Annotated in this window: 18 protein-coding genes and 1 tRNA gene; 8 read left to right on the forward strand and 11 right to left on the reverse strand. The window is 65.1% G+C overall.

The annotated features are described in order from the left end of the window. The first annotated feature begins 35 nt into the window (after positions 1-35). A complete protein-coding gene (locus QNO08_RS01665; RefSeq protein ID WP_229967964.1) occupies positions 36-2,255 on the forward strand; it encodes a RecQ family ATP-dependent DNA helicase in 2,220 nt (739 codons plus the stop codon). Here the strand turns inward: QNO08_RS01665 and QNO08_RS17450 are convergent. Further along, positions 2,200-3,285, reverse strand: a complete 1,086-nt coding sequence (locus QNO08_RS17450; RefSeq protein WP_331461795.1) for a FadR/GntR family transcriptional regulator — start codon at positions 3,283-3,285, stop codon at positions 2,200-2,202. The two genes, QNO08_RS01665 and QNO08_RS17450, sit on opposite strands and share 56 nt — an antisense overlap. Positions 3,286-3,356: 71 nt before the next feature. Beyond that, positions 3,357-4,181 carry a crotonase/enoyl-CoA hydratase family protein gene (locus QNO08_RS01675; protein ID WP_229967966.1) on the reverse strand — a complete coding sequence of 275 codons (825 nt, stop codon included), beginning with the start codon at positions 4,179-4,181 and terminating at the stop codon, positions 3,357-3,359. A gap of 98 nt (positions 4,182-4,279) precedes the next feature. Between QNO08_RS01675 and QNO08_RS01680 the strand changes: the two genes are divergently transcribed. Next, positions 4,280-5,059, forward strand: a complete 780-nt coding sequence (locus tag QNO08_RS01680; protein ID WP_284155633.1) for a hypothetical protein — start codon at positions 4,280-4,282, stop codon at positions 5,057-5,059. A 52-nt stretch (positions 5,060-5,111) separates the two neighbouring features. Here the strand turns inward: QNO08_RS01680 and QNO08_RS01685 are convergent, their stop codons facing one another. The 4 genes from QNO08_RS01685 to QNO08_RS01700 all read right to left on the reverse strand — a co-directional run bounded on the left by QNO08_RS01685 (position 5,112) and on the right by QNO08_RS01700 (position 9,716). Then, complete coding sequence (locus QNO08_RS01685) at positions 5,112-6,134, reverse strand: aldo/keto reductase (protein ID WP_229967970.1); 1,023 nt, start codon at positions 6,132-6,134, stop codon at positions 5,112-5,114. Between the two features lie 97 nt (positions 6,135-6,231). Continuing rightward, a complete protein-coding gene (locus tag QNO08_RS01690; RefSeq protein ID WP_229967972.1) occupies positions 6,232-7,428 on the reverse strand; it encodes a CaiB/BaiF CoA transferase family protein in 1,197 nt (398 codons plus the stop codon). After that, on the reverse strand, positions 7,425-8,276 hold the full coding sequence (locus tag QNO08_RS01695) for an enoyl-CoA hydratase/isomerase family protein (protein ID WP_229967973.1): 852 nt from the start codon (positions 8,274-8,276) through the stop codon (positions 7,425-7,427). Before QNO08_RS01695 ends, QNO08_RS01690 begins: the two co-directional genes overlap by 4 nt. Positions 8,277-8,348: 72 nt before the next feature. Further along, positions 8,349-9,716: an SLC13 family permease gene (locus tag QNO08_RS01700; RefSeq protein WP_229967975.1), complete on the reverse strand. Its 1,368-nt coding sequence runs from the start codon at positions 9,714-9,716 to the stop codon at positions 8,349-8,351. Between the two features lie 314 nt (positions 9,717-10,030). Between QNO08_RS01700 and QNO08_RS01705 the strand changes: the two genes are divergently transcribed. From QNO08_RS01705 to QNO08_RS01715, 3 genes are all read left to right on the forward strand, one after another. Then, the gene (locus QNO08_RS01705; protein WP_284155634.1) at positions 10,031-11,206 is read left to right on the forward strand and encodes a pyridoxal-phosphate-dependent aminotransferase family protein; all 1,176 of its coding nucleotides are present in this window, start codon (positions 10,031-10,033) and stop codon (positions 11,204-11,206) included. Positions 11,207-11,273: 67 nt separating this feature from the next. Continuing rightward, positions 11,274-14,231, forward strand: a complete 2,958-nt coding sequence (locus QNO08_RS01710) for an FAD-binding and (Fe-S)-binding domain-containing protein (protein WP_229967979.1) — start codon at positions 11,274-11,276, stop codon at positions 14,229-14,231. Further along, complete coding sequence (locus QNO08_RS01715; RefSeq protein WP_229967981.1) at positions 14,209-15,000, forward strand: fumarylacetoacetate hydrolase family protein; 792 nt, start codon at positions 14,209-14,211, stop codon at positions 14,998-15,000. Before QNO08_RS01710 ends, QNO08_RS01715 begins: the two co-directional genes overlap by 23 nt. A 52-nt stretch (positions 15,001-15,052) precedes the next feature. Here QNO08_RS01715 and QNO08_RS01720 read toward each other — a convergent pair. From QNO08_RS01720 to QNO08_RS01730, 3 genes are all read right to left on the reverse strand, one after another. Beyond that, positions 15,053-15,140 (reverse strand) — tRNA-Ser (locus QNO08_RS01720). Positions 15,141-15,320: 180 nt separating this feature from the next. Beyond that, on the reverse strand, positions 15,321-17,444 hold the full coding sequence (locus QNO08_RS01725) for a prolyl oligopeptidase family serine peptidase (RefSeq protein WP_229967983.1): 2,124 nt from the start codon (positions 17,442-17,444) through the stop codon (positions 15,321-15,323). A 97-nt stretch (positions 17,445-17,541) separates the two neighbouring features. Next, on the reverse strand, positions 17,542-17,883 hold the full coding sequence (locus tag QNO08_RS01730) for a hypothetical protein (RefSeq protein WP_229967985.1): 342 nt from the start codon (positions 17,881-17,883) through the stop codon (positions 17,542-17,544). Positions 17,884-18,053: 170 nt separating this feature from the next. Between QNO08_RS01730 and QNO08_RS01735 the strand changes: the two genes are divergently transcribed. Beyond that, positions 18,054-20,075, forward strand: a complete 2,022-nt coding sequence (locus QNO08_RS01735; RefSeq protein ID WP_229967986.1) for an FAD/NAD(P)-binding protein — start codon at positions 18,054-18,056, stop codon at positions 20,073-20,075. Between the two features lie 16 nt (positions 20,076-20,091). Here QNO08_RS01735 and QNO08_RS01740 read toward each other — a convergent pair whose 3' ends face one another. After that, positions 20,092-20,994, reverse strand: coding sequence for an alpha/beta fold hydrolase (locus QNO08_RS01740; RefSeq protein ID WP_229967988.1), 903 nt, complete (start codon positions 20,992-20,994; stop codon positions 20,092-20,094). 238 nt (positions 20,995-21,232) lie between these two features. On the opposite strand from QNO08_RS01740, the gene QNO08_RS01745 reads away from it, so the two are divergent. Next, on the forward strand, positions 21,233-22,189 hold the full coding sequence (locus QNO08_RS01745) for a zinc-binding dehydrogenase (RefSeq protein WP_229967990.1): 957 nt from the start codon (positions 21,233-21,235) through the stop codon (positions 22,187-22,189). An 82-nt stretch (positions 22,190-22,271) separates the two neighbouring features. Here QNO08_RS01745 and QNO08_RS01750 read toward each other — a convergent pair whose 3' ends face one another. Next, positions 22,272-23,765, reverse strand: coding sequence for an aldehyde dehydrogenase family protein (locus QNO08_RS01750; RefSeq protein ID WP_229968012.1), 1,494 nt, complete (start codon positions 23,763-23,765; stop codon positions 22,272-22,274). 196 nt (positions 23,766-23,961) lie between these two features. Between QNO08_RS01750 and ctaD the strand changes: the two genes are divergently transcribed. Beyond that, complete coding sequence (ctaD, locus tag QNO08_RS01755; protein WP_229968015.1) at positions 23,962-25,716, forward strand: aa3-type cytochrome oxidase subunit I; 1,755 nt, start codon at positions 23,962-23,964, stop codon at positions 25,714-25,716. Positions 25,717-25,739: the final 23 nt, after the last annotated feature.

Consider the following 25,739-nt stretch of genomic DNA (forward strand, 5'->3'; position numbering starts at 1 on the left):
AGGAAATCGTCAGCCCCGGCTGGAATAGTGGAGGTATGGAATTCCAGCAAGAAACCCAAAACCCAGACCCGCAGAACGGTTCGAACGCCGAGCGGGACGCCGCGCCGCAGGATGCCGCCGGCATCGTCGGGGAAGGCTCCGCAGCCGCCGATCCGGCGCTTCGGACCGAAGCCACCCGCCTGCTCCGGGCCCTGGTCGGCAACGACACCGCTGAGTTCCATGAGGGCCAGTACGAGGCCATTGAGGCACTCGTCGCCGGCGGACGGAGGGCCCTGGTGGTCCAGCGCACCGGGTGGGGCAAGTCCGCGGTGTATTTCGTGGCGAGCCTGCTGCTGCGTGCCCGCGGGGCGGGACCGACGCTGATCGTGTCCCCGCTGCTGGCGCTCATGCGCGACCAGGTGTCGGCAGCAGCCCGTGCCGGTGTCCGGGCCGTGGCCATCAACTCCGCCAACCAGCTGGAATGGCAGGATATCTCCGCCAAGCTGCAGGCGGACGAGGTGGACGTGCTGCTGGTGTCACCGGAGCGCCTGAACAACCCGGGTTTCCGGGAGACCCATCTGCCCGAGCTGATCCGCCGCTCCGGGCTGCTGGTGATCGATGAAGCGCACTGCATTTCGGACTGGGGCCATGACTTCCGGCCGGACTACCGGCGCATCCGCAGCCTGATCGAGCAGCTGCCGGCCTCGGTGCCGGTGCTGGCCACCACCGCAACGGCCAACTCCCGGGTCGTGAAGGACGTGGAGGAGCAGCTGGCTTCCGGCGGTGAGGACGTCTTCACCATCCGCGGGGCGCTGGCCCGCCGGTCCCTGCGCCTGGGAGTGCTGCGGCTGCCCACCCCGAAAGCGCGGCTGGGCTGGCTCCTGACCCACATCGACGAGCTGCCGGGCTCGGGCATCATCTATGCCCTCACGGTGTCCGCGGCCGAGGACACCGCCCGGCTGCTGCAGAAGGCCGGCCATCCCGTCGTCGCGTACACCGGACGCACGGACCCGGCCGACCGGGAGCAGGCCGAAGCGGCGCTGAAGAACAACGAGGTCAAGGCGCTGGTGGCCACCAGCGCGCTAGGCATGGGCTTCGACAAGCCGGACCTGGGGTTCGTTGTCCATCTGGGCGCACCTTCTTCCCCCGTGGCGTACTACCAGCAGGTGGGCCGCGCCGGGCGTGGTACCCCCAGCGCCGACGTCCTGCTGCTGCCGGGGACGGAGGACAAGGACATCTGGGAGTACTTCGCCACCTCCTCCATGCCGGCGGAGGGGCCGGCCAACGCCGTGCTGACGGAGCTGGCCTCGGGCGCCGTGATGTCCACCGGAGCTCTGGAAACGCGGGTCAACCTGAAACGCTCGCCGCTGGAGCTGCTGTTGAAGGTCCTGGCGGTGGACGGCGCGGTGGAGCGGGTGTCCGGCGGCTGGCGCGGCACCGGACAGCCCTGGAGTTATGACCGGGAGCGGTACGAGCGGATCTCCGCGGCGCGCGTGAAGGAACAGCAGGCCATGCTGGATTACGAAAGCACCACGGGCTGCCGCATGGAATTCCTGTCCGTCCAGCTCGACGATCCGGCCGCGGCCCCGTGCGGACGCTGCGACAATTGCGCCGGCCGCTGGTTCTCCGGCGAGGTGGCCGCCGAAGCCACCGATCACGCCGATCAGGCCCTGAGCCGGGTGGGCGTGGATGTGGACCCGCGCGGCATGTATCCCTCCGGCATGGACCGTCTGGGGGTGCCGGTAAAGGGAAAGATCAAGCCGGACCTGGCGCTGTCCACCGGACGGGCGCTGGCCCGCCTGACCGACTTGGGATGGGGCGGACGGCTGCGCGAGATTTTCGCTCCGGAGGCCGGCGACACCGTGGCGGATGAAGCCCTGTTGAAGGGCTGCGTGCAGGTGTTGGCGCAGTGGGGCTGGGAGGAGCGGCCGGTGGCCGTTGTCAGCATTCCGTCGCGGTCGCGTCCGCAGCTGGTCGGTTCCCTGGCACACGGCATCTCCAGCCTGGGCCGCATCCCGTATCTGGGTGCCCTGCAGCTCCCGCACGGCGGTCCCACCGGCGGGTCGGGCGGCAACAGCGCCTTCCGGTTGGCTTCCGTCTGGGACCAGTTTGCCGTTCCCGAAGAAGGAGCGGCCTGGTTTGCGGCCAATCCCGGACCTGTCCTGCTGGTGGACGACTTTGCTGACAGCCGCTGGACCCTGACCGAAGCCGGCCGGGTGCTCAGGCAGGCCGGCGCGGCTTCCGTGCTGCCTTTTGTGCTGGCGCTGAAGGCATAGCGAACAGCTCGTACAACGCCGGCTCGGGCGCGATCCGCGCAATCTGGGGAGCGGGAGCTGGAATGGGAGCGGGAGTGGGAGTGGGCCGGTTTGTCTGCGGCGGAACGGCCACTTCCTCCCGGGGTTCGGGCATCCCGGAAGGAAGCGGTGCCGCCGCCTGCGTCCGAACCTTGGTGCGCACCGAAGCGGGCGCGCGAGCCGGCTTCGCCGGGGCCGGGGCCGGAACATTAACCGCCGGGGCCGGAACATTAACCGGGGCAGCGACTGCTGCCGGCTCCGGCGGCACCGGTACTGCTGCGACTGCTGCGCCTGCTGCCGGTTCCGGGCGGAACGCGGGAGTCTGGACCGCCCTGGTTTCTTCCGGCTGCCGGCGCAGCCACCGCTCGGTGGCCGCCACATGGACGGTCATGAGGGAACGGGCCAGCTCGGCGTCGCCCAGTGTCAGCGCCTCGAGAATGGCGGCATGCTCGCCGAGGACAGCGGACACCGCGCCGGCTTCTATAATCCGCTGCCAGGCCCGCAGCCGCAGCGCGCTGCCGGTCAGCGAATCCAGCAGCCCCGCCAGATAGGGGTTGCCCGAGGCGCGGGCAATCCGGGAATGGAACGTGAAGTCGTGGGCAGCCAGCTGGGCAGCGGTTGCCTGCGGTGGCACCGAATCCAGGCAGGTCCGCAGCGCTGCAAGCCCCCGGGCATCAATCCGAGCGGCGGCGTGGGCCGCGGCACCGGGTTCGAGGATGCGCCGAACCTCCAGAAGTTCCGGCGCGGAGGTTTCCTGATGGATCTCCACCATGAAGCCCATGGTTTCGGTCAGCAGACCGGGTTCCAGGCTGGTGACGTAGGTGCCGTCACCGCGCCGGACATCGAGGACGCGGATCAGCTCAAGCGCTTTGACCGCCTCCCGCAGCGAGCTTCGGGACAGGCCCAGCTGGTCGCTCAGCTCGTTCTCCGGAGGAAGCCGGTCACCAGCCTTGAGCCGCCCACTGATGAGCATTTCCTTGATCTTGGTAATCGCTTCATCGGTAACAGCCACCCGACTATCTTAAGCGCCCGCGGCGGCAGGCTCAGACAGCCGGAGGGCAGGCCTCCGCCGCGGCAGGAACCTCAGTTGCCGGTAAAGACGGGCGGGCGGCGTTCGGCGAATGCGGTGGCTGCTTCATTGAAGTCACGGCTGGCCAGGAACGCCGAATTCCACAGCTGGACATAGTCCAGGCCCGATTGGACTGCGGCGTGCGGGCCGTGGTTCATGACGTGCTTAACGCCCTGGACCACGAGCGGAGGATTCGCGGCAACCACGGCGGCCAGCTCGCGTCCCCGGCCGACGACGTCGTCCGCCACTTCCGTGACCAGACCCAGCTGATGGGCGCGGTCGGCGCCGAAGTCCTCACCGGTCAGGGCGAGGTGTCGGGCGGGACCTTCGCCGATGATGCCGGGCAGGCGCTGGAGAGAGCCCAAATCAGCAACAATGGCGACCCTCACCTCGCGCACGCTGAACACGGCAGACGGGGAGGCGATGCGGATGTCCGCGGCAGCGATGACATCGATGGCGCCCCCGATGCACCACCCGTCCACCGCCGCGATGACCGGCTTGGCGCACCGGGCCAGAGAGCTGACGGAATCCTGCAGGTCCCTGATCCGGCGCCGGAATTCTTCGCGCCGGCGGGCATCCATGCCATCGGCGGCCAGCATCGGAGCAAAGACCGGTGCCATCGCCGGCAGATCCAGCCCGTAGCTGAAGTTCCCACCCGAGCCGTAGAGCAGGATGGCACGCACGGTGTCGTCCTCGCTGAGGGCACCAAAAACGTCGGGGAGCTCCTTCCAAAAATCCGGCCCCATGGCGTTGCCCTTCGAGGGGCCGATGAGCTCGACCTCCGCAATGCCTTCGGCAACATGCACGCGCAGTGAACGCAGGGGAGTGGTGGGGCTCATGGCATCTCCGTCGATCGGCGGTCGGTTCGCAGGTCAATATACCGGCCTGAAGGTTCCGGTGCCGTGGGCGAAGCTAGGATCGTTGTATGGAGTTTCTGGTGATTGTTCTGTTTGTCGTGGCCATTGTTGTGGTGAATTTCGTGGTGAGTCGTGCCCAGCGCCGGAAAAAGCAGGTCCACGGAGACGGGCCGGACGCGAACGGGGCAGAGCAGGAGCAGCCGCGCACCGCGAAGCAGTTCAAGCCTCCCCGCAAAGCAACCGGAGCCAAGGCCGCATCGGCCGGTCCCCGGACCTCCGTGGAGGCGGCGCGGGAAGCCAACGCCCGGCTCGACGCCGCCCAGCACCAGCAGGTGTACGCCGCCATCGCGCAGGGCCGCCCCATACAGGCCGTAAAACTCTATGCGCAGTTCACCGGAGTCGGTGTTCGGGCCGCGGGTGCTGCCGTGGAAAACCTGGCCACGCATCCCCAGCCGTTCCAACCTCCGCGTCCGGCAGCTCCGGTCCAGGAAGCACCGTCAGCACCGGGCGCACCGTCAGCACCGGGCGAGCAGGGGAAAACGGCTGCCGCTCCCGGCAGTGATGTCGATGCGCCGGACACCTCCCGTCCTGCGGACCCCGGCGCGGGCCGGGACAGCGCCCATCCGGAAGGCTCCGCCGGCTCGGACCCCGACAGCTCCTCGGCACCGACAAATACCCCGACACCGAAAAGTACCCCGGCACCGAAAAGTACCCCGGCACCGAAAAGTACCCCGGCACCGAAAAGTACCCCGGCACCGGCCGGGAAGCCCCAAGGCGGGCCGGCAGACAAGACGCCCTCCACACCCGAAGAAGATGAAATCAGCAAGTGGGTCAAGGATCTGCGGCCGGAAGACTTCTAACGCCTGCCCCGCGCCGCCACTGAGTCATTCCATCTGCGTCATTCCACCTGGGTCAGTCCAGTTCCCGCGCCCGTTGGTTGCGCCCGTCTGCTCCATACGGGTAGTTGCCGACTGCGGGTCGGCTGAGATCGGTGAGCCGCTGCAGCTCGCCGGCTGAGAGCTGCAGCGCGGCGGCACCCAGATTATCGGTGAGCTGCTCGACACTGCGCGCCCCCAGGATCACCGAGGTCACCCCCGGTTGCGCGGCGAGCCAGGCGAGGGAAACCTGCGCCGAACTGGCGCTGTGGGCGGAGGCGATGGTTTTGACCGCGTCAAGGATCTGCCAGGTCCGGTCGTTGTTGCTGCGCAGATCCCAGCCCTGGAACTGCCGGGTGGGGTTGTCTCCGACGCGGGTCTTGCCGGCGGGGACCGTTTCGCGGCGGTACTTTCCGGTGAGCCAGCCGCCGGCCAGCGGTGACCAGGGCAGCAGGCCCAGTCCGGCGTCGACCGCTGCCGGCACCACTTCGGACTCGATTTCGCGTTCCAGCAGGTTGTACTGCGGCTGCAGCGTGACCGGTTCGTTCCAGCCGTGCGCCCGCGCGGTGTACACGGCCTTCGTCAGCTGCCAGCCGGTGAAGTTGGAGAGCCCGTAGTAACTGATTTTTCCGGCGGTAACAACGTCCTGCAGGAAACCGAGGCTTTCCGCCAGCGGGGTCAGCGGATCCCAGGAGTGCAGCTGGTACAGGTCGATGTGGTCCACTCCCAGCCGTTTGAGCGAGGCGTCCAGCGCCTGGCGCAGGTGCCGGCGCGAGGTGCCCAGGTCATTGGGCCCGGCCCCCATCGGAAACCGGCCCTTGGTGGCGAGCACAACGTTCCGCGCCGCCTCGGGCCGGGCCGAGAGCCAGTGGCCGATGATCTCCTCGGAAGCGCCGGTGGTGTAGACGTCGGCGGTGTCGATGAAGTTTCCGCCGGCTTCCACATACGTGTTCAACAGGTTGTGGGACACCCGCTGGTCGGATTCGTTGCCAAAGGTCATGGTGCCGAGGGCGTAGCTGCTGACGACGGTGCCGCTGCGGCCCAGGAGGCGCATTTCCATGGAGAGTCCTTTGACTGGCAGGTGACGGGCAGGTGACGGGCAGAGCTTCACGACCGGGATGCCATACTATCCGCGGCCGGACTCCCTGTCCGCAGCCTCACCCGTTGGATTGAAGGATGACCCCCATTCTTGCGTACTCAGCAATCTCTTGGGCGGTGTAGCCGTACTGGGACAAGATTTCACCGGTGTGTTCCCCAAGCACAGGCGGCGCGGAGATCAGCCACTCGTCATCTCCGGTATCTGCCGGCCGCCCCAGCACCCGCATCTCACCCAACGTGAGGTGGTTGACCGTTCCGGTGAGTTCCAGTTCGGCCGCCAGCGGATGGCGAAAGACTTCGTCGACACCCAACACCGGTCCGCAGGGAACACCGGCGTCATTTATCGCTTTGATCCAGGTGGCCGAATCGTCGAGGGCGAGTTGCTCCTCCATCAGTCCCCGCAATACGACCCGATGCGCCAAGCGGAGCTCGTTCGTGCCGAACCTGGGGTCTTTCACCAGATGCCCCAGGTCCAGTGCATCGGCGAGCTTCTCCCACATTCGCTGGTTGCCCGACGCAATGGTGACGTATCCGTCCCCGGTCTTGAAGGTGCCCTGAGGAAAAATCAGCGGGTGGTCATTCCCTTCCCTGGACGCGACCATTCCCAGACTGAGGAACTTCTGGGCCTGGTACGTCATCAGGAAGGTCATGGACTGCATCAGGGAGGTGGAAACCATTCCCCCGGAGCCGGTCTTGTCCCGTTCGAGGAGCTTGGCCAGAACGGCGAACCCTGCAATCAGTCCGGTACTGGTATCCGCTACGGGAATGCCAGCCCTCAGCGGCCCGGTGGCATCGGTGCCGGTAACGCTCATGAAACCGCTCATTCCCTGGGCGTTCTGATCAAAACCGGCCATGGAGGACCCTGCGGGCCCGCTGCCAAATCCACTGATGGAGCAGTAAACCAAACGCGGGTTTGTTGTGGAAAGGGCCTCGAAGGAAAGGCCCATCCGTGCCATGGTCCCCGGTTTAAAGTTCTCGATGACGACGTCGCAGGTCGCCGCGATCCTTTTCACCGCTGCCAGTCCTTCAGCAGACCGGAGGTCCACGGCGAGGGACCGCTTGTTGCGGTTGGCGGACATGAAGTAGACGCTCTCTCCGCCATCGACAAACGGGCCGGACTGCCGCGAAGGGTCGCCGTCCGGCAGCGCCTCGACCTTGATGACTTCAGCCCCCTGGTCGGCAAGCATCATGCTGGCAGTCGGACCGGCAATGTAGCGCGAAAGATCGAGGACAACCAATCCCTCGAGGGGCCTCATTTCACTGAATCCGCGCTGTGGACAACGTCGCCGAAAGCCGGAGGCCGTTTACCGAGAAAAGCAGCAACGCCCTCCCTGAGATCGGCACCGTCGTAGGCCCGCAGCATGAGGTCCTGCACTCTTTCCGCCGCCAGGTCGTTGACCTCCCCAGCCAAATCGGTGACCACCTTCGCCGCTGTCATGGTGGTCGCGGAGGAAGACGTTATCGCAGCCACGAGTGTGGAAATACTCGCTGTGAGTTCCCCGGCCGGCACCACTTTGTCGACCAAACCCATCCTCAAGGCCTCCTCCGCGGAAAGCAGCTCTCCGCTGAAAAGAAGGCGCTTGAGTCCGTTCACGCCGATATGGCGGACCAACAGCCGTGACTCCGTCAGCCCGAGGATGACGCCGAGCCTGCCCACAGGGATTCCAATGGACAGGTTGTCGGCGGCGATCCGAAGGTCGCAGGCCGAGGCCAACTCGCAGCCGCCGCCCACCGCGAAGCCCTGAAGCATGGCCAGTGTGGGAATCTCGGTGCCTGCTATGACACGCAGGGTCCGGGAGAGCTGGGCGTTGTAGGAGGCTGCCTGCGCGGCGGTGGACCGGACCGCCGGGAACTCGCTGATGTCGGCCCCGGCGGCAAAGGCCGCGGTGCCCGCGCCCCGCAGCACGATGGCTCGCAGCCGGGGATTTGCGGACAGACTGGTGAACACCTCTTCGAGCTCCCGCCACATCCCAAGAGAGAGCGCATTGCGTGAGCGGCCGCTCGTGATGGCCACCACGGCCACCTCTTCCTCGGTTCGGCATAAGATTCCAGCCGGCACATTGCCGTCGGGCGAATCGAAGGACGATAGCAGGTTGTCGATCAAAGGAGATCCTGACTCTTCAAGGTTGGGTGTTCGCGGCATTGGTGGATATTCGACTGACGGGTGCAGCCACGCCTAGCTCCACCCGGGAACGATGAAGATCAGCCAAGTGGCAATCGGCGCGACCACCACCATGGAAAAACCCCAGACCATGAGTTGACGGAAGACGGCGTCGCGCTGCGCCTCCGGCGAGTTGGCCACTACCAGGGCGCCGGATGTCGAAAACGGGCTGGAGTCGACCACCGAGGAGGAGATGGACAAAGCGATGATCATCCCGACGGCACCGACATCACCGGTGAGAAGGAACGGAACGGCAAGCGGGATAAGCGCGCCGAGTATCCCTGTCGTCGAGGCGAAGGCCGATACCACGGCACCGATGAAGCAGATCAGGATGGCTGCGAACAGCGGTGTGCCGATGTTCGCGACACCGTTGCCGAGCCAGTCGATGGTTCCGATTCGCTCCATCAGCGCCACATAGGTGACGATCCCACAGAGCAGCAGGACGGTGGGCCAGGCGATGGCGCTCACGGCACCTTTGTTGCTTTCAGGGGAAAGCAGCGACAGGACGACTGCGATCGTGACTGCGGTGAAACCGACGTCGAATCCGAAACCGAGGACAGCAACGGCCAGTGTCCCTATGCCAAGGAGCGTGAAGACCTTATGCCGGTCCAACTGCACGTCTGTCACAAGGGCTTCCCCGGTGGAGGGCGTCATGGTCTGGACGGTCGCATTGGCGGCTCGGGTGGTTCTGGAGCCTTTGCCTGCCGGGCGGGGCCCGTCCCCTTCGTCTGCGGTTCCTCCGGCCGCCCGCGCAGTTCCGTCACCAAGGTCCCGCTGCCCCAAGAGGCTGCGTCCGCCAAACATGAAGAAGACAACTATGCCGAGCGCGACGTTGAAGAGCAGCGAGGACAGGAACAGAAGCGCCGGGTTGCCGGGCAGATCGCTCCGGACGACCACTCCGTTGACAATGCTGCCGAAGACGCTGATCGGTGAGAACCCGCCCGCACTCGCGCCGTTGATAACCATCAGGCCCATAAGGATGGGACGGATGTTGTAGCGGACAGCGAAGCCCATTGCGACGGGGGCGATAATTGCTACGGCGGCAGGGACCACGGCGCCAACGGACGTTATCAGGGCGGTAATAATGAACATTACCCATGGAATCAGCGCGATTCGTCCGCCCACCATCTTTACGGATTTGACCACAACCCAGTCGATGGTGCCGTTCGCCTTTGCCAGCGCAAAAAGATAGGTAACGCCGACAAGAATTACGAAGAGATCTGCCGGGAAACCCAGCAGGACGGTGTCAACGTCCTCACCGATGACCATGGTTCCCATGATGAATGCTGCAACCAGCGCCAAGGCACCCATGTGAACGGGGCGGACGGTTGCGATCAAGAATAAGGCGGCCAGCACCAGGATCGATAAGAGTTCAATACTCATTTCGGTCTCCCACATCTTTGAGGGTCGTATGATCCGTGAGCCGGTACAGATCGGCCCCGCCGTCCAACGGGCGGAACTCTTGTCCGTGATCGGAGATGCATACCGTTGGGGAGAGTATGTTGCGCAGAAGAACACCCGTCAACCTCCTTTTGGTAACTCCGAAAAGTTGGGCAGCACTGCTTCGCGCGGGGCTGAAAGCAGTGCTGGACGGGCCTGCACGCCGGTGCTAGCGTTCCGTGCGGTAATGGAATTCCATTTCGCAGCTTTGTGCCGACGCTGTGCTGATGCCCCCTCTGGGAGGACGAAATATGGGAATGTCTCGAGCAGCAACCACAAGCGGACGCCACTATTTACAGATTCCCGGACCGACGAACTGCCCGGACGAAGTCCTCAGGGCCATAGCCGCTCCAACCATCGACCACAGGGGGCCTGAGTTTCAAGAACTTGGGCACCACATTCTCCAAGCCATCCGCCCGGTCTTTGGCACCAGCGGCCCCGTCATCATCTATCCGGCTTCCGGCACCGGGGCCTGGGAAGCTGCGCTCGTAAACACGTTGAGCCCGGGAGACCGGGTGCTCTGTTTCGAAACCGGGCACTTCTCCGCTCTTTGGATGAAGATGGCAGAGGATCTCGGGCTGCAAGTCGACATGGTGCCGGGTGACTGGAGGCATGGCATTGACCCAGCCGTGGTTGAGGAAAAACTGTCCGCTGACTCCGGTCAGGAAATCAAAGCTGTTTGCTGCGTTCACAACGAGACTTCCACCGGAGTCACCAGCCGCATCAGTGAAATTCGCGAGGCGATGAACGCTGCGTCGCATCCCGCGCTGTTGCTTGTGGACACCATTTCCTCATTGGGTGCGATTGAGTACCACCACGACAAATGGGGGGTTGACGTAACGGTTTCCGGTTCCCAGAAAGGGCTGATGCTGCCCCCCGGACTCAGCTTCAACGCGGTCAGTGAAAAGGCCCTGGCAGCTTCGGAAAAAGCGCGCCTGCCCAAATCCTTCTGGGACTGGCGTCCCATCCTCGCTGCCAACAAAAACGGCTTCTGGCCGTATACGCCGTCGACGAACCTGCTTTACGGGCTCAAAGTGGCACTTCGGATGCTGGAGGAAGAGGGCTTGGAGAATGTTTTTACCCGCCACCAGCGCCACGCCCGTGCGACCCGGGCCGCAGTCGAGGCGTGGGGACTGGAGGTCCTGTGCCAAGATCCGCGGGAGTATTCAGGATCTCTGACAGCAGTGCTGATGCCGGAGGCCTTCAACGCGGACGATGTCCGCGCCACGATACTGGAGCGGTTCGATATGTCCCTCGGAGCCGGGCTGTCAAAGCTCGCTGGAAGGGTTTTCCGGATTGGGCATCTGGGTGCCTTTGAGGATCTGACACTGGTGGGAACACTGGGCGGAGTGCAGATGGGCCTGAATCTCAGCGGGGTTCCGATCAAACAGGATGGGCTGGAGGCAGCGATGGCCGTGCTGGAGAAGGGCTAGAGGCGGCGCAGGGAACGGGCAGGCCCGGTATCAGCGGCACCGACGCCACTAAGCGAGGGAGACAAGCATGACCGCAATGGATGTTTCGTCAGAGGAAACAACAATTCCTGCGGGGTTTGTTGAAGAACTCGAGCAGGCACTCGAGGGCGAGGTCGCGTTCGATGACTACAGCAGGCATCTGTTTGCCCGTGACGCCAGCATGTACACAATGCGTCCGATGGGTGTGGTCTTTCCCCTGCACAGCGCTGACGTGGCCCAAGCGGTTCGAATCTGCGGGAACTTCGGCGTACACGTCACTCCGCGGGGTGCAGGTACCAGTCTCGCGGGACAAACCGTGGGAGCCGGAATTGTCCTGGACTTCTCGCGCCATATGAACCGGATCCTGAACGTTGATCCTGTGGCCCGGACAGCCCGGGTTGAAGTCGGAGTTGTCCAAGACGAACTTAACCGAGCGGCAGAACCGTTCGGTCTGATGTTTGGCCCCGACACGTCAACCAGCAACAGGGCAACCATCGGAGGCATGCTGGGAAACAACTCTGCCGGCAGCGGTTCACTGCGTTATGGAATGACGATCGATCATATCCGCGCATTGGAAGTGGTGCTGGCCGACGGATCCACTGCCCGCTTGGAACCGGTGGATGAAGATGAACGGAAGCGCCGAGCCGAAGCCGATACCCTGGAAGGCCGGATCTACCGGCACATGCCGGTTCTGCTGACTGAAAAGGCAGAGGCCATAGCCAGCGGCTTTCCTCCGTTTTGGCGGCGGGCGAGCGGTTACCGGCTGGACAGGCTGGCTGAATCGGTATTCGACTTGGCGAAATTCGTGGTGGGCTCCGAAGGCACACTTGTGATTGCCACCCACGCCGAGGTTGACCTCGTGCCCAAGCCCCGGCATACCGTCTACGCTGTCGGCCATTTCTCCACGACTCAGCAGGCAATTGAAGCGACCGCGGACTCTTTGAGCTGTGAACCTGCTCAGGTGGAGCTCATGGACAAGACGATTCTGGATCTGTCCCGGCAGAAGATCGAGTATGCGAACCTGGGCCATACCTTGCAAGGGGACCCCGCAGCTCTGCTCTTCGTGTCCTTCACGGGGGATGACCGGGACGAGGTCCTGAAGAGCCTGGACACGCTGGTATCCCTCTGGGAGAAAAACGGGCGGGGCTACGCCACTTTGAAGTTGTCCACGGCAGCGGAACAGGCTGACCTGCTCAAGGTCCGAAAATCGAGTCTTGGACTCCTGATGGCCGCAAGCGAAGGCTCCAACCGTCCGCTCGCGTTCGTGGAAGATACGGCTGTCCCGCCTGAACGGTTGGCTGAATACACGGCCCGATTCGCCGGCATCCTGGACCGGCACCAGATGCGGGCCGGATTTTACGGGCACTGTTCCGTGGGCTGTCTGCACATTCGGCCTTTCGTTGACTTGTCCAAGCCAGATGAAGTGGCCCGCATGCGAGCGGTCGCTGAAGAGGTCAAAGACCTCGTTACGGAATTCGGGGGCGTGAACTCAAGCGAACACGGGGACGGACTGGCCCGCAGCGAGTTCAACCGGGAGATTTTCGGGGACGAGCTTTATGAGGCCATGCGTGAAGTCAAGCGAATTTTTGACCCTGGCAACATCATGAATCCCGGCAAAATCGTTGATGCCCCCAGCATGACCGAGAATCTGCGGGATGCGATGCTGCCGGCTGCCGTCGGTTTTCGAACCCGCCTCGACTTTGACGTCGTCGGGGGCATGCGCGGCGCCGCCGACCGCTGCATGAACATCGGCCTGTGCCGCAAGAGCACAACAGGAGCGATGTGTCCCTCCTACATCGCCACCCGGGAGGAAGAACACTCGACCCGGGGCAGGGCCAACGCCTTGGTCAAGGCACTTTCAGAGCCCGATCCCCAGGCGGCGCTCGGCGACGAGCGGCTGCACGAGATTCTGGATCTGTGCCTCATGTGCAAGGCGTGCAAAGCTGAATGCCCGTTGGGTGTTGATATGGCCAAACTGAAGAGCGAGACGCTGTCTCACTATCACGAGATTCATGGAGTTCCGCTGCGGACCAGAATCTTTGGGGCCATTCGAACCTTGAACAAGCTCGGGTCCGCATTCGCTCCACTGTCAAACATTCCGGGCCGGATTCCGCTGCTGCGGAAAATCGGTGAACGGACCATCGGCATATCGGCGGCGCGGCCACTGCCGCATTACCGTTTCATGAATCTCGTCCGCTGGTATCGGCACAGCGAGGCCTCCACCACTCCGGCCAGCCAAGGAACCATCAACTTTCTGGCCGACTCCTTCACGACCTACGCCGAACCGCACATAGGGCAAACCGCAATACGGCTGCTGCAACGGTCGGGGTGGGATGTGGAGCTGGCCAGCACCGGATGCTGTGGCCGGTCCGCGCTGTCCAAGGGCCTCGTCGACGAGGCTAAGGGGAAGGCCGCAGCGATGGCGCGGGACCTCAACACTCGGACGTCCGCGGGGTCACCCATCGTCGGCTGCGAGCCTTCATGCTTGTACACGCTGAGGGACGAGCACGTAACCCTGCTCCCGGAGGATGAAAACGTCAAGGCTGTGGCCCAAAGAGTCCAGCAGATTGAGACGCTGCTGACGGAAGCCATTGATGAGGGCCGGTTGACGCTCGCGGAACACTCCTGGCTGTCAGGACGGACCATTCTGTACCAAGGCCATTGCCATCAGAAGGCTGAGGTGGGGACAGCGGCCACCATGGCGTTGCTGCGCCGCATCCCCGGGGTGAAGGTTGTCGATCTTGACGCCGGATGCTGCGGAATGGCGGGGTCTTTCGGCTATGAGGCGGAGCACTACGAAATCTCCATGAAGGTTGGCGCTGACCGCCTGTTTCCCGCCATTGAAGAAGCCGGTAAAGAGACAGTGATCGCGGCCACCGGAACTTCCTGCCGCGAGCAGATTTTCCACGGGACCCGCAGGTCTGCCTGGCATCCGCTGGAGCTTATCCAAGAGGCATTGACCGAAACCAGCGGGGAGGCGCGAAGTGCGGATCATTCGGTTCGTTGAGAAAGCCGTTGCAGCAAAAGGACGGCAGCCGATGTTTGGCATATTGGAAGGGTCCCGGATTTATGAGCTCGCCGGCGGCTGGGAGAACCCTTCGCGCGGGACGGAACTGACGAATCTTGCCGACGTCATGCTGCTGAATCCCTGTGATCCGTCAGTGATTGTCTGTGCCGGAGGCAATTACCACAGCCAGCTGGCGGAACTGGGAAAGCCTGTCCCTGCAGAACCCGTCATTTTCCTGAAGGGGCGCAATTCCCTGGCTGGCCCGGGAGATGTCATTCAACACCCGCTGGGCCTGGAGCGGCTGGAATATGAGGGCGAACTCGCCGTTGTTATCAGCCGCGTGGCAAGGAACGTGAAACCAGAATCTTTTGACGACTACGTCCTTGGCTACACCTGCGCCAACGATGTCACTGCCAGCGATTGGCGCGCCGACGGGCAATGGACCAGAGCCAAAAGCCTCGACACGTTCTGTCCCATGGGCCCGTGGATTGAAACCAGCGTTGCGCCGGAGTCGCTGCGGCTGCAGACGCGGCTTAACTCCGAGACGGTTCAGGACTGTGAAACATCCGACATGGTGTTCGGGGTTGGTGAACTTCTGGCTTGGATTACCCAATGGATCACTCTGCAGCCCGGGGATGTTCTGCTGACGGCCAGCCCGGCGGGTGTGGGTCAGATGAAGCCGGGGGACTCAATCGAGGTGGAGATTAGCGGCATCGGGGTGCTGTCGAACACGGTCCAGTGGCCTTCCTCAGGTTCCGCAAGCGACTAGTGGACGTCTCTCCGGGCACAAAAAAACCCCCGGTTGCCCGGGGGTCTTAGCGCGGAGACGGGGAGATTTGAACTCCCGGTGGGCTTTAGGCCCACACTTCATTAGCAGTGAAGCCCATTCGGCCGCTCTGGCACGTCTCCAAAATGCTCTCTGATAGCTTCCGCTGCCAGCCTGACAAGACTACCCATAAGGGGAGGGTAAGAGCAAAACGTCGCGGAATTGTCCGGGGAGTAGCGTCCACCCGGACCGGTCAAAGCCTCCGGTTAGGCGATACGCACGCCCCGGGGCAAACCGGCATCCGGCGCCCCGGGCAGACGACGTTACTTCAGCCGCCCGGTCAGCGCTTCCCAGAGAAACTCGTAGGACATGGCGTACATCCGGGCGGCCTGGCGGTTGTCCGATGCTCCGGCATGTCCGCCCTCCAGCGCCTCATGGAACCAGACGTTCTCCACGCCCAGAGCCTTCATCCGCGCTGCCATCTTCCGCGCCTGGACCGGGCCGACGCGGTCATCGCTGGTGGCCGTCCAAATCAGCGTGGGCGGATAATCGGCATCCGCCTTCAGCAGGTGGTACGGCGAGAAGGTCCGCACGAATTCCCACTGCTGCGGGTCGTCAGGATCGCCGTATTCGGCAATCCACGAGTAACCGGCGGACAGCTTGGTGTAGCGGCGCATGTCCAGCAGGGGCACCCCGCAGGACACGGCGCCGAACAGGTGCGGATAGGTGGTGAGCATGTTGCCGACCAGCAGTCCGCCGTTGCTGCGGCCGGTGCAGCCCAGGTGCTGCCGTGACGTGACTCCGCGGTCCGTCAGGTCCTGCGCCACTGCGGCGAAATCTTCATAGGCCCGGTGCCGGTTTTCCTGCAGCGCAGCCCGGTGCCAGTCGGGTCCGTATTCCCCGCCGCCGCGAATGTTGGCAAGCACGTACACCCCCGAACGCTGCGCCCCGCCGTCGTCGGTAAAGCTCCGCTCCAGCCAGCCGCGGCCCACCACTCCGCTGTAGGTCGGGGTCAGCGCCTGCTCGAAGCCGCCGTAACCGTTCAGCAGCGTGGGATTGCCGCCGTCGAGCACCAGGTCCTTCGGTCCCACCTGGAAGTAGGGCACCCGGGTGCCGTCGGCGGACACGGCAAAGTGCTGCTCCACGGTGCAGGAGGACGCGTCAAAGAACGACGGCGACTCCTTCACCACTGCGGCGCCCCCGCCGGAGGAGCTCCCCAGGGTTCCGCGGGACAGCGTGGACGGCGTCAGGAAGCCGGTGCTGATGAGCCAGTAGTCGTTGCCGGACTCCTCGTCCTCGTCATCCACGGCATAGGCGTCCACGGTATGCAGGGGCGGGCAGGCATCCAGGACCGTGGACGTCCAGCCGCCGGCCGGATCCAGCACCGAAATCTCGGACGAGACATCCCGCAGCAGGTTCAGCAGCAGCTGGTCGCGGGTCCAGCTCCAGGACTGCAGCGAGGTCGCGGGGTCCGGGGTGAAGAGCGTCGCCAGCTCCCGGCTGCCGGCCAGGAACGCGTCCAGATCCGCGGCGAGCAGGGATCCGGCAGCATGCACGGTGCCGTTGAGTTCCCAATCGGTGCGGGGGCGCAGCACCAGCCACTGCCGGTGGATGTCCACATTCATGTCCAGCGGAACGTCCAAGCGGACCCACGAATCGTTGGAGCGCAGGAACGTGGAGCTGTTGTAAAAGTCCACGATGTCCACGGCGATGTCACGTTCAAAGCCCGGCGTCTGGTCGCGCGCCACCACTGCCATCATGTGGTCTTCGGGGACCTCGAAATACGGTGCGGCGTCCGCCAGCAGCATGCCGCGGCGCAGGATCCTGCTGGTGCGCGGATAGGAGGATGTCGTCATGGAGCCGGGACCGAAATCCGTGCCAACGTACAGCTCGTCCGGCCCGGCCCAGCTGATCCGGTTTTTCGCCGCTGGAATGTCAAAGCCGCCGGGCACAAAGGCGCGCTCGACGACGTCGAACTCCCGGTAGCGGGCGGCGTCGCCGCCGTCGGGGGAGAGGACCACCAGGGCCCGCCGGTAGGACACGCCGTCGGCCGGACGAAGGAACGCGGAGCCGCCCCAGACCCACTCGATGCCCTCGGTGCGGCTGAGCTCGTCCAGGTCCAGCAGGATTTCCCACTGCGGGTCGTCGGAGAGGTAGCTCTCCCAGGTGGTGCGGCGCCACAGGCCCTTGGGATGCTCGGCGTCGCGCCAGAAATTGTAGTACTGCCCGCCCCGCTTGGCCGCCATGGGAATGCGGTCGGTGGAGTCCAGGACCTCGAGCAGGCGCTTTTCGGTCTGCTCGAAGCCGGTCTCGGCCAGCAGGTCCTCGGTGACCTTGTTCTCGGCGCGGACCCAGTCCAGCTGCTTGTGCCCGTAGATGTCCTCCAGCCAGAGGAACTCGTCGTCTGCATAGGGGCCGGCGGGCAGGTCGGAAGTCGAGGAAGTCATGTGCCCATCCTAGGGCGGCGGCCGGGGGAGGCCGGTCGATTGCGGGTTCCCTGCGCGCTTCCCCCGCGCGGTTCCCCTGCGGCTGGGAAAAGGTGCGTCAGGCGGTGCCGCGCACGAAGCTGAATGCTTCCCGGGCATAGTCCGTCCACGCGGTGCGCGTGGCGTCGGGGTCCGTCTGTGTCGGGATTTCGACCCATTCCCGCATGGTGCGGCTGCCCATGGTGACGGGTTCGGCGGAGCCTTCCGCCACCAGGGCCGCGGCCCGCGTGCGGGGGAGCTTAACCAGCAGAACGTCACCGGAGCCGAGGAAGGCCACGATTTTCTTCCCGGACCGCAGCCCGGGGCTTCGGAACATGGTTCCCACCGCTATCGGCCCGTCGTCCCGCAGCACCGCCGCAATCTCGTGCAACAGATCCACCGCTTCCTGGGAGGGGGACATGGGGGTTCTTCCTTCAATCGAGGCGTAGGGCAGAACTCTCTGCAGGCTACGCAATCCTGCGAGGGGACAACAGGGCAGCGCGGGCTTTGGCTGCCGCGAACTTCCTCTCCGGGCGCCGTCCCGGCCAGGCTCCGACCGTTCAGTCCATACGGGCCGGATACTCTAGAAGCATGACGAATACGCAGAGCTTCCACGTGGCCGTGATCGGGGCGGGTCCGCGGGGAATCTCTGTCGTGGAGCGCACGCTGGCCGGCTATCTGGCCCTTGCCCCCGACGCCAGGCCGGCACTGACCATCACCGTCCTTGATCCGTTCAACCCCGGCCCCGGCCATGTCTGGCGCACCGGACAGTCCCGGCTGTTCCTGATGAACACCCCCGCCCTTTTCCCCACCGTCGTTCCGGCCGGCGCCACGGCCGCCGAGCTGGCGGCATCACCGACCGGGCTGTCTTTCGAGCAGTGGCGGATCCGGATGACTGAATCGGACGCCGGCGCGGACCTGCCGGCAGCGGATCGGGAAGAACTTGCCGGGCTGACCCCCGGCGCGTTTGCCAGCCGGGCCGTCTACGGACGCTATTTGGAGTGGACCTACGCCCGTCTCCGGGAGGCGGCCTCGGCCGCAGGGGTGCGGCTGGTGCATGTGCGCGCCGAAGTTCTCAGCCTCGCCCGTCCGGAACCGGGTTCGGGCTGGTCGGTGGAGGTCGCCGGGGAAGGCACCTTGGCCGCTGACGCCGTCGTCCTCGCCCTGGGTCATCTGCCTGCCGCGCTGAGCGCCGACCAGGACCGGCTGCGTGACGCCGCCGACCGCCACAACCTGCGGTACCTGCCCCCGGCCGTGCCTTCCGACGTGGACCTCTCAGTGCTTCCGGCCGGCGAGCCGGTGCTGGTGCGCGGCCTCGGGCTCAATTTTTTCGACATCATGATTCAGGTGACCTCCGGCCGCGGCGGCCGCTTTGTGCCCAGCGGAGAACCCGCCGGCCGCGCCCTGCGGTACGAGCCCAGCGGACGCGAGCCCGTCCTGGTGGCGGCCTCACGCCGGGGCACTCCGTACCGGGCAAAGGCCCGGCTGGAGTCCTACGTGCCGCGCGGCGTCAAGCTGCGCTACTTCACCGAAGAAACTGCAGCCGCTTTTCGGGAGCAGGGCATTTTGCCCGGCTTTGACCATGATCTGTGGCCCCTGCTGCACCGCGACGCCGTCTGGGCCTACTACTCGACGCTGGCCCGGGTGGCCGCTGACGAACTGCTGACGCCGGCGTCGGCCTTCCTCGACGAGCTGCGAGCCGCGCTGGACCTCCCCGGTCCGGACTGGGACGCAGCCAAGGAAGAGGTCCTGGGCCGCTGTGTTCCCGCCGCCCGGCGCACCAATCTTGAAGCCCTGGCCCAGCCGCTGGGCCGGCGCCCGTACCGCGGGGCCCGTGAGCTCGACGACGCGGTCCTCGCGTACCTGGAGGACGACGCCGCCGGCTCCGACGCGGGTGAGGACGATCCGCTGAAAATGATGATCGGCGCGCTCAACGCCGGGCGCACGGTGCTGAAAGCGATAGTGGCCGACGGCGGACTCGCCGAAGCGTCCTGGCTCACCGAGCTGCGCGGCTGGTTTGAGCCGCTCGTGGAGGGGCTGGCCAGCGGGCCGCCGCCCGAGCGGATCGAACAGCTGGCCGCCCTGGTGCGGGCCGGCATCGTGCACTTCGTGGGCCCCGACCCGCGCTTTGACGTGGATGAAGCGCGCGGTGTCTTCACCGGGGTTTCACCGTGGTCGGGCACCGAATACGCGGCCCGCACCCTGGTCGAAGCCATGATGCCGGCCAACCGCGTGGACCGGAACATTTCTCCGCTGCTCGGTGGAATGCTGCACTCCGGCCTGGTCCGGCCCAAGGTGATGATGGCCGGGGACGGCACCGCGGTGGTGACTCCGGGGCTTGACGTCACCCTGCCGCCGTACCGGCCGGTGGGCATCAGCGGCGAACCGCAGCAGGACCTGTACGTGCTGGGGCTGCAGCTCTCGTCGGTGCAGTGGGGCACCGCGATCGCTGCCGAGGCCGGATCTCCCGCCCGGGCCGGTGCGCGGACCCTGCGGGATGCCGCCGACATCGCTGACGCCCTGCTGGCCTCGGCCGCCCGCGGCGGCGCGGGAGCCGGAAGCACCGCAGGAAAGCAGCCGCTGGCGAACGCCCAGGCTCTGCCTCACCCCTAGGATCCCGGCGCGGGCCCTACGAGCCGGTGAGCTGCCGGAGCATCCGGCAAAACGCGGCGCTGTTCTCGGCGGGCCACCAGTGTCCGCCGTCCACGGCGCTGATCCGCAGGTCCGGGACCTCCGCCGCAAGACCGTCCGTCAACCGCGGCGACAGGAACGGATCATGCAGCGGCACCAGCACATGCACCGGAACCTCGACGGGAGGCAGCGGCTCCCGCGCGGAAACGCCGGAACCAAGAAGGTTGGCGCGGTAAAGCTGGAGGCCGCGGACCGCATTGCCGGTTGCTGCTTCGGCGCTGGTTCCCGCCCGCCGGGCGTACTGCGGCCCGAGCCGGCGGCAGAGCAGTTCAGGCAGCACGGGGAGCTGGAAAAAGGCGACGTACGAGCTTCGCAGGGCCTGCCCGACGGCGAGAAGCCAGCGGCGCGGACTGCGGAGGCACTGCCGAAACCAGCGGCGCAGATGTCCGAGGTCCGGCCCGGAAATGCTGGTGAAGCTGAGGACCCGGCCCGCGGCACGGGCATCACGAACCGCTGCCCAGCATTGGATGGAACCCCAGTCATGGCCGACCAAATGAACCGGCCCGCCGGCGTCCGCCAACACGGCGCAGAGGTCCGCGACGAGCACCGGGAGGCGGTAGGGAGCCAGCGGGCTGCCGGCCGCGATCTCCTCCGGCCCCGTGCCGGTCCCCCCGCGGAATTCCTTGGTCAGCCGGGATGCCCCGGCGTTGCGGGTGTCGTAGGCGATCACCCGGTGGTCAGCGGCCAGATCCTCGATGACGCCGGCAAACACCGTGTGGTCATCGGGATAGCCGTGAACCAGCAGGACGGTGGGGGTCGCCGGTGCCGCCGGCTGGCCGTACTCGAACACGGCCAGCCGGGCGCCGTCGGTCTCCACGGTCCGCTGCCTGTTTGCCTTCATGCGTTTTTCCTTAGGTGCGTGGAACAAAACCTGCGTGGAACAAAACCTGCGTGGAACGAAATGCTGCCGCCCGGCAGCCTCCCGGTCCGCATCCTTCCAGATGCCGGCGCGGGTGGGAACGGGTGCCCGCCGGCCCAGACCTAAACTGGTGGCAGAGGATGCTCGCACGAGCTGTGCCGACAGAAAGGCGCGCGCAGGGACCTGGTGCCCCTCGATCCGTCAAGAGAGGAAGCCTTCCGTGAAAGCTTGGCAGTATGTGGGGGATCGCAAGCCGATTCAGCTCAACGAAGTTCCGGAGCCGGTTCCGGGTCCCACTCAGGTCATCCTCGACGTTCAGGCGGCGGGCTTGTGCCATTCCGACCTGATGTACATGGAGGTCGGGGACTCCGCCATGCCGTTCCTGCCGATGACGCAGGGCCACGAAAACGCCGGCGTCATTACCGCGCTCGGATCCGAGGTCACCGGCTTCAAGGTGGGCGACGTCGTGGGAGTGTGCTCCTCGGGCATCCAGCCCCCGGCCGGCATGTTCACTCCCGGCGGCTTTGCCGACAAACTCGCGGCGGACTACCGCGACCTGGCCCGGGTTCCCGACGGATTGGACCTCTCCCTGGCCGCCCTGGCAACCGACGCGGGAATGACGTCCTATCACGCCATGATCAAGGTCGGCCGCGCCGCCAAGGGCATGAAGGTCGGCGTGATCGGGTTCGGCGGCCTCGGGCAGATCGGTGCCCGCGCCGCGGTGTTGGCCGGCGCCGAGGTGCACGTGGCTGAAATGAAGGAAGAAGCCTGGGCGAACGCCCTGGAGGTAGGCGCCGTCTCCTGCGTCAAGGACGCCGCAGAGTGGGTGGATGCCGCGAATCCGCGGGCCGGAGGAACCTTCGACCTCATCGTGGACTATGCCGGCTTTGATACCACGCAGAAGGCCGTCAACGCCATTAAGCGCGGCGGCAAGGTGGTCCAGGTGGGCCTCGGCAAGCCCACCTTCACAGTGGCCACCAACACCATCCTGGGCAAGTCCATTGAGGGCTCCCTCGGCGGCACCGTGGCCGACATTGAGGAGGTCTTCGACCTGATGCTCCGCGGCGAGATCCAGCCCGGATACGAGGAAATTCCGTTCGACCAGATCGATGCGGGCCTTGAGCGGCTCAAGAACAACCAGATCCTCGGGCGCCTCGTCGCCCGGTTCGGCAACTAGCCTTCCGATTTACCGCACTTCCAATGCACGACGGCGGCCCGCACCGAAAAGGTGCGGGCCGCCGTCGTGCATTGATGTTGAGTTAGAACGGGTACTGCCGGGCTTCGCGCTGCAGCGTGACCGTGTGGTCGGTGGTGAATTCGGCAATCGCCCAGTCACCGTTGAAGCGGCCCAGGCCCGAATTCTTCTCGCCGCCGAAGGGCACGTGTGCTTCATCCTGGACCGGGATGTCGTTGACGTGCGTCATGCCGGCCTTGATGCTGCGGGCGAAGAGCACGCCGCGGTCCAGATCGGAGGTGAAGACCGAGCTGGAGAGCCCCAGATCGCTGGCGTTGGCCAGCGACAGTGCATCCTCGGCGTCGGCCGCGCGGGTAATGCCGGCGATCGGACCGAAGATCTCTTCCTGGAAGAGCTCCATGTCCTTGGTGACGTCGGCGAAGACGTACGGCGAAAGAACCTGGCCGTTGACTTCACCCTCGACGAGCAGGCGCGCGCCCTGCTCCCGGGCCAGCTCGATCTTCTTCTGCAGGCCTTCGAGCTGCTTGGCATTGATGATCGGGCCCACCGCATTCTGCGGATCGCGGGGATCGCCGGACTTCAGCGTCGTGGCGTGGGCCGCAAACTTCTCCACGAATTCATCGTAGACGGCGTCTTCGACGATGATCCGGTTCACCGCCATGCAGATCTGTCCCTGATGCAGGAACTTGCCCATGATGGCTGCCTTGACGGCCTGATCCACATCCGCATCGGCGAGGACCACGAACGGACTGTTGCCGCCGAGCTCCAGGGCCACATGCTTCAGCGTGGGGCCGCTGGCGGCCAGCGCGCCTAGGTTCTTGCCCACCGGGGTGGAGCCGGTGAAGGAGATGAAGCCGGGAACCGGATGCTCCACAAAGGCGTCACCGATTTCAGATCCGGCGCCCACGACAACGCTCAGGACACCGGCGGGAAGGCCTGCCTCCTCGAAGATCCGGGCAATCATCAGGCCGCCGGTGACGGGGGTGTCGGAAGCGGGCTTGAGGACGACGGCGTTGCCCAGTGCCAGCGCCGGGGCCACGGAGCGCTGGGAAAGGTGCAGCGGGAAGTTCCAGGGGCTGATGACACCCACGACGCCGAGCGGTCCGCGGTAGACGCGGGACTCCTTGCCCGGAGTGTCGGAGTCCAGGATTTTACCGGACACGCGGTGCGGGAACGTGGCCGATTCCTTGGTGATGGCACGGGCCGAATCGACTTCGATGTTGGCCTTGACCACGGTGCTGCCGGATTCGGCGGCGAGCCAGGCGAGGATCTCCTCGCGGCGCTCATCGAAAATCTCGGCGGCACGTTCAAGGACCGCACGGCGGGCCGAGGGCGTCCGGGCCGCCCACTCCTGCTGAGCTGCGGCTGCGGCGGTGTACGCCTCGTCCAGGTCCTCGCGGGAGGCCTGGCGGATGCTCATCAGCTCGGAGCCGTCAAACGGGCTGGTATCGGTCAGAACCTTCTCGGAACTGCCGTCCCGCCACTGGCCGGCAATGTACTGCTGCGCCGGGATCCAGTCCGTAAGATCCGGGTGCGTCGTTTCAGCCTGCGTTGTCATGTGCTTCTCCTTGATGAAATCTAGGCGTTTGTCCCGGGTTCAACCGGTCTCCGTGCTGATTCATTCCCCGCGGCCCTTCGCGGTCAACCCAAACCCTCTGGACGGCGGAGAAAGAGGAGACCTACGATACAAGACACGGCGGCTCCGCTTCCGGCAGCACCATGTCCTGGCCGATGTACCCAAGGGATGGCATCCAATGTCGACGCTCAAGTACTCCGCAGACGAATCCGGAACGTACGTACCCCCGCGCGTGGTGCCGCTGTCCAAGGGCCGGATTGTCGTCAACTGGATCACCTCGACGGACCACAAGACGATCGGCTACATGTATCTGACCGCGTCGTTCGTGTTCTTCTGCGTGGGCGGAGTCATGGCGCTGATCATCCGCGCCGAACTCTTCGAACCGGGGATGCAGATCCTGCAGACGAAGGAGCAGTACAACCAGCTGTTCACCATGCACGGCACGATCATGCTCCTGATGTTTGCAACGCCGCTGTTCGCCGGATTCGCGAACGTCATCATGCCGCTGCAGATCGGCGCTCCGGATGTCGCGTTCGCGAGGCTGAATGCCCTGGCTTTCTGGTTTTTCCTCTTCGGCAGCACCATTGCGGTTGCCGGCTTCATCACTCCGCAGGGCGCGGCGTCGTTCGGGTGGACGGCCTACGCGCCGTTGTCCAATACAACGTTCTCGCCGGGGGTGGGAGGCGACCTCTGGGTTTTCGGCCTGGCCCTGTCCGGTTTTGGAACGATTCTTGGCGCGGTCAACTTTGTCACCACGATCATTTGCCTGCGGGCCCCGGGAATGACGATGTGGCGGATGCCCATCTTCACCTGGAACACCCTGGTCACTGCCATCCTGATCCTGATGGCCTTCCCGCCCCTGGCCGCGGCGCTGTTCGCCCTTGGAGCGGACCGGCGCTTCGGCGCGGACATCTTCAACCCGGAGCGCGGCGGATCCATCCTCTGGCAGCACCTGTTCTGGTTCTTCGGCCATCCGGAGGTCTACATCATCGCGCTGCCGTTCTTCGGCATCATTTCCGAGGTGCTGCCGGTCTTCAGCCGGAAACCGATCTTCGGGTACAAGGGGCTGGTGTTTGCCACCCTGGCCATTGCGGCTCTCTCCGTGACCGTGTGGGCCCACCACATGTACGTCACCGGCGCCGTCATGCAGTCCTTCTTCGCCCTCATGACCATGCTGATTGCTGTTCCAACCGGGGTGAAGTTCTTCAATTGGATCGGCACCATGTGGCGGGGATCCATTACCTTTGAGACCCCCATGCTCTGGGCCATCGGGTTCCTCATCACGTTCCTTTTCGGCGGACTGACCGGCATCATCCTGGCCTCGCCGCCGCTGGACTACCAGGTCTCCGACACCTACTTCGTGGTGGCCCACTTCCACTACGTGGTCTTCGGAACCGTGGTCTTCGCCATGTTCGCCGGCTTCTATTTCTGGTGGCCGAAGTTCACGGGCAAGATGCTCAACGAGCGGCTGGGCAAGATCCACTTCTGGATGCTGTTCCTCGGCTTCCACGGAACCTTCATGATCCAGCACTGGCTGGGTGTCTCCGGCATGCCGCGGCGGTACGCCGATTATCTGGTGGAGGACAACTTCACGGGCATGAACCAGCTGTCCACCATCGCCTCGATGCTCCTGGGCGTCTCCCTGGTTCCGTTCTTCTGGAACGTGTACATCACCTGGCGGCGCGGCCGCCGAGTTGAAGTGGACGATCCCTGGGGCTTCGGCTGCTCGCTGGAATGGGCCACGTCCTGCCCGCCGCCGCGCCACAACTTCACCTCGCTGCCGCGCATCCGGTCCGAGCGCCCGGCGCTGGACCTGCATCACCCGGAACTGCAGCCGCGGGCCAACAAAGAGACGAGCAACCCGGTTGTGAAGATGTTCGGTGCTGCCGACATGGGCAGCGAAAAGCCCAACGATCCGGATCCCCGCGATTAGAAGCCGGAAGCCGGCAGGTTACT

It is taken from the genome of Arthrobacter sp. zg-Y820, from assembly GCF_030142155.1.
Classification (GTDB): Bacteria; Actinomycetota; Actinomycetes; order Actinomycetales; family Micrococcaceae; genus Arthrobacter_B.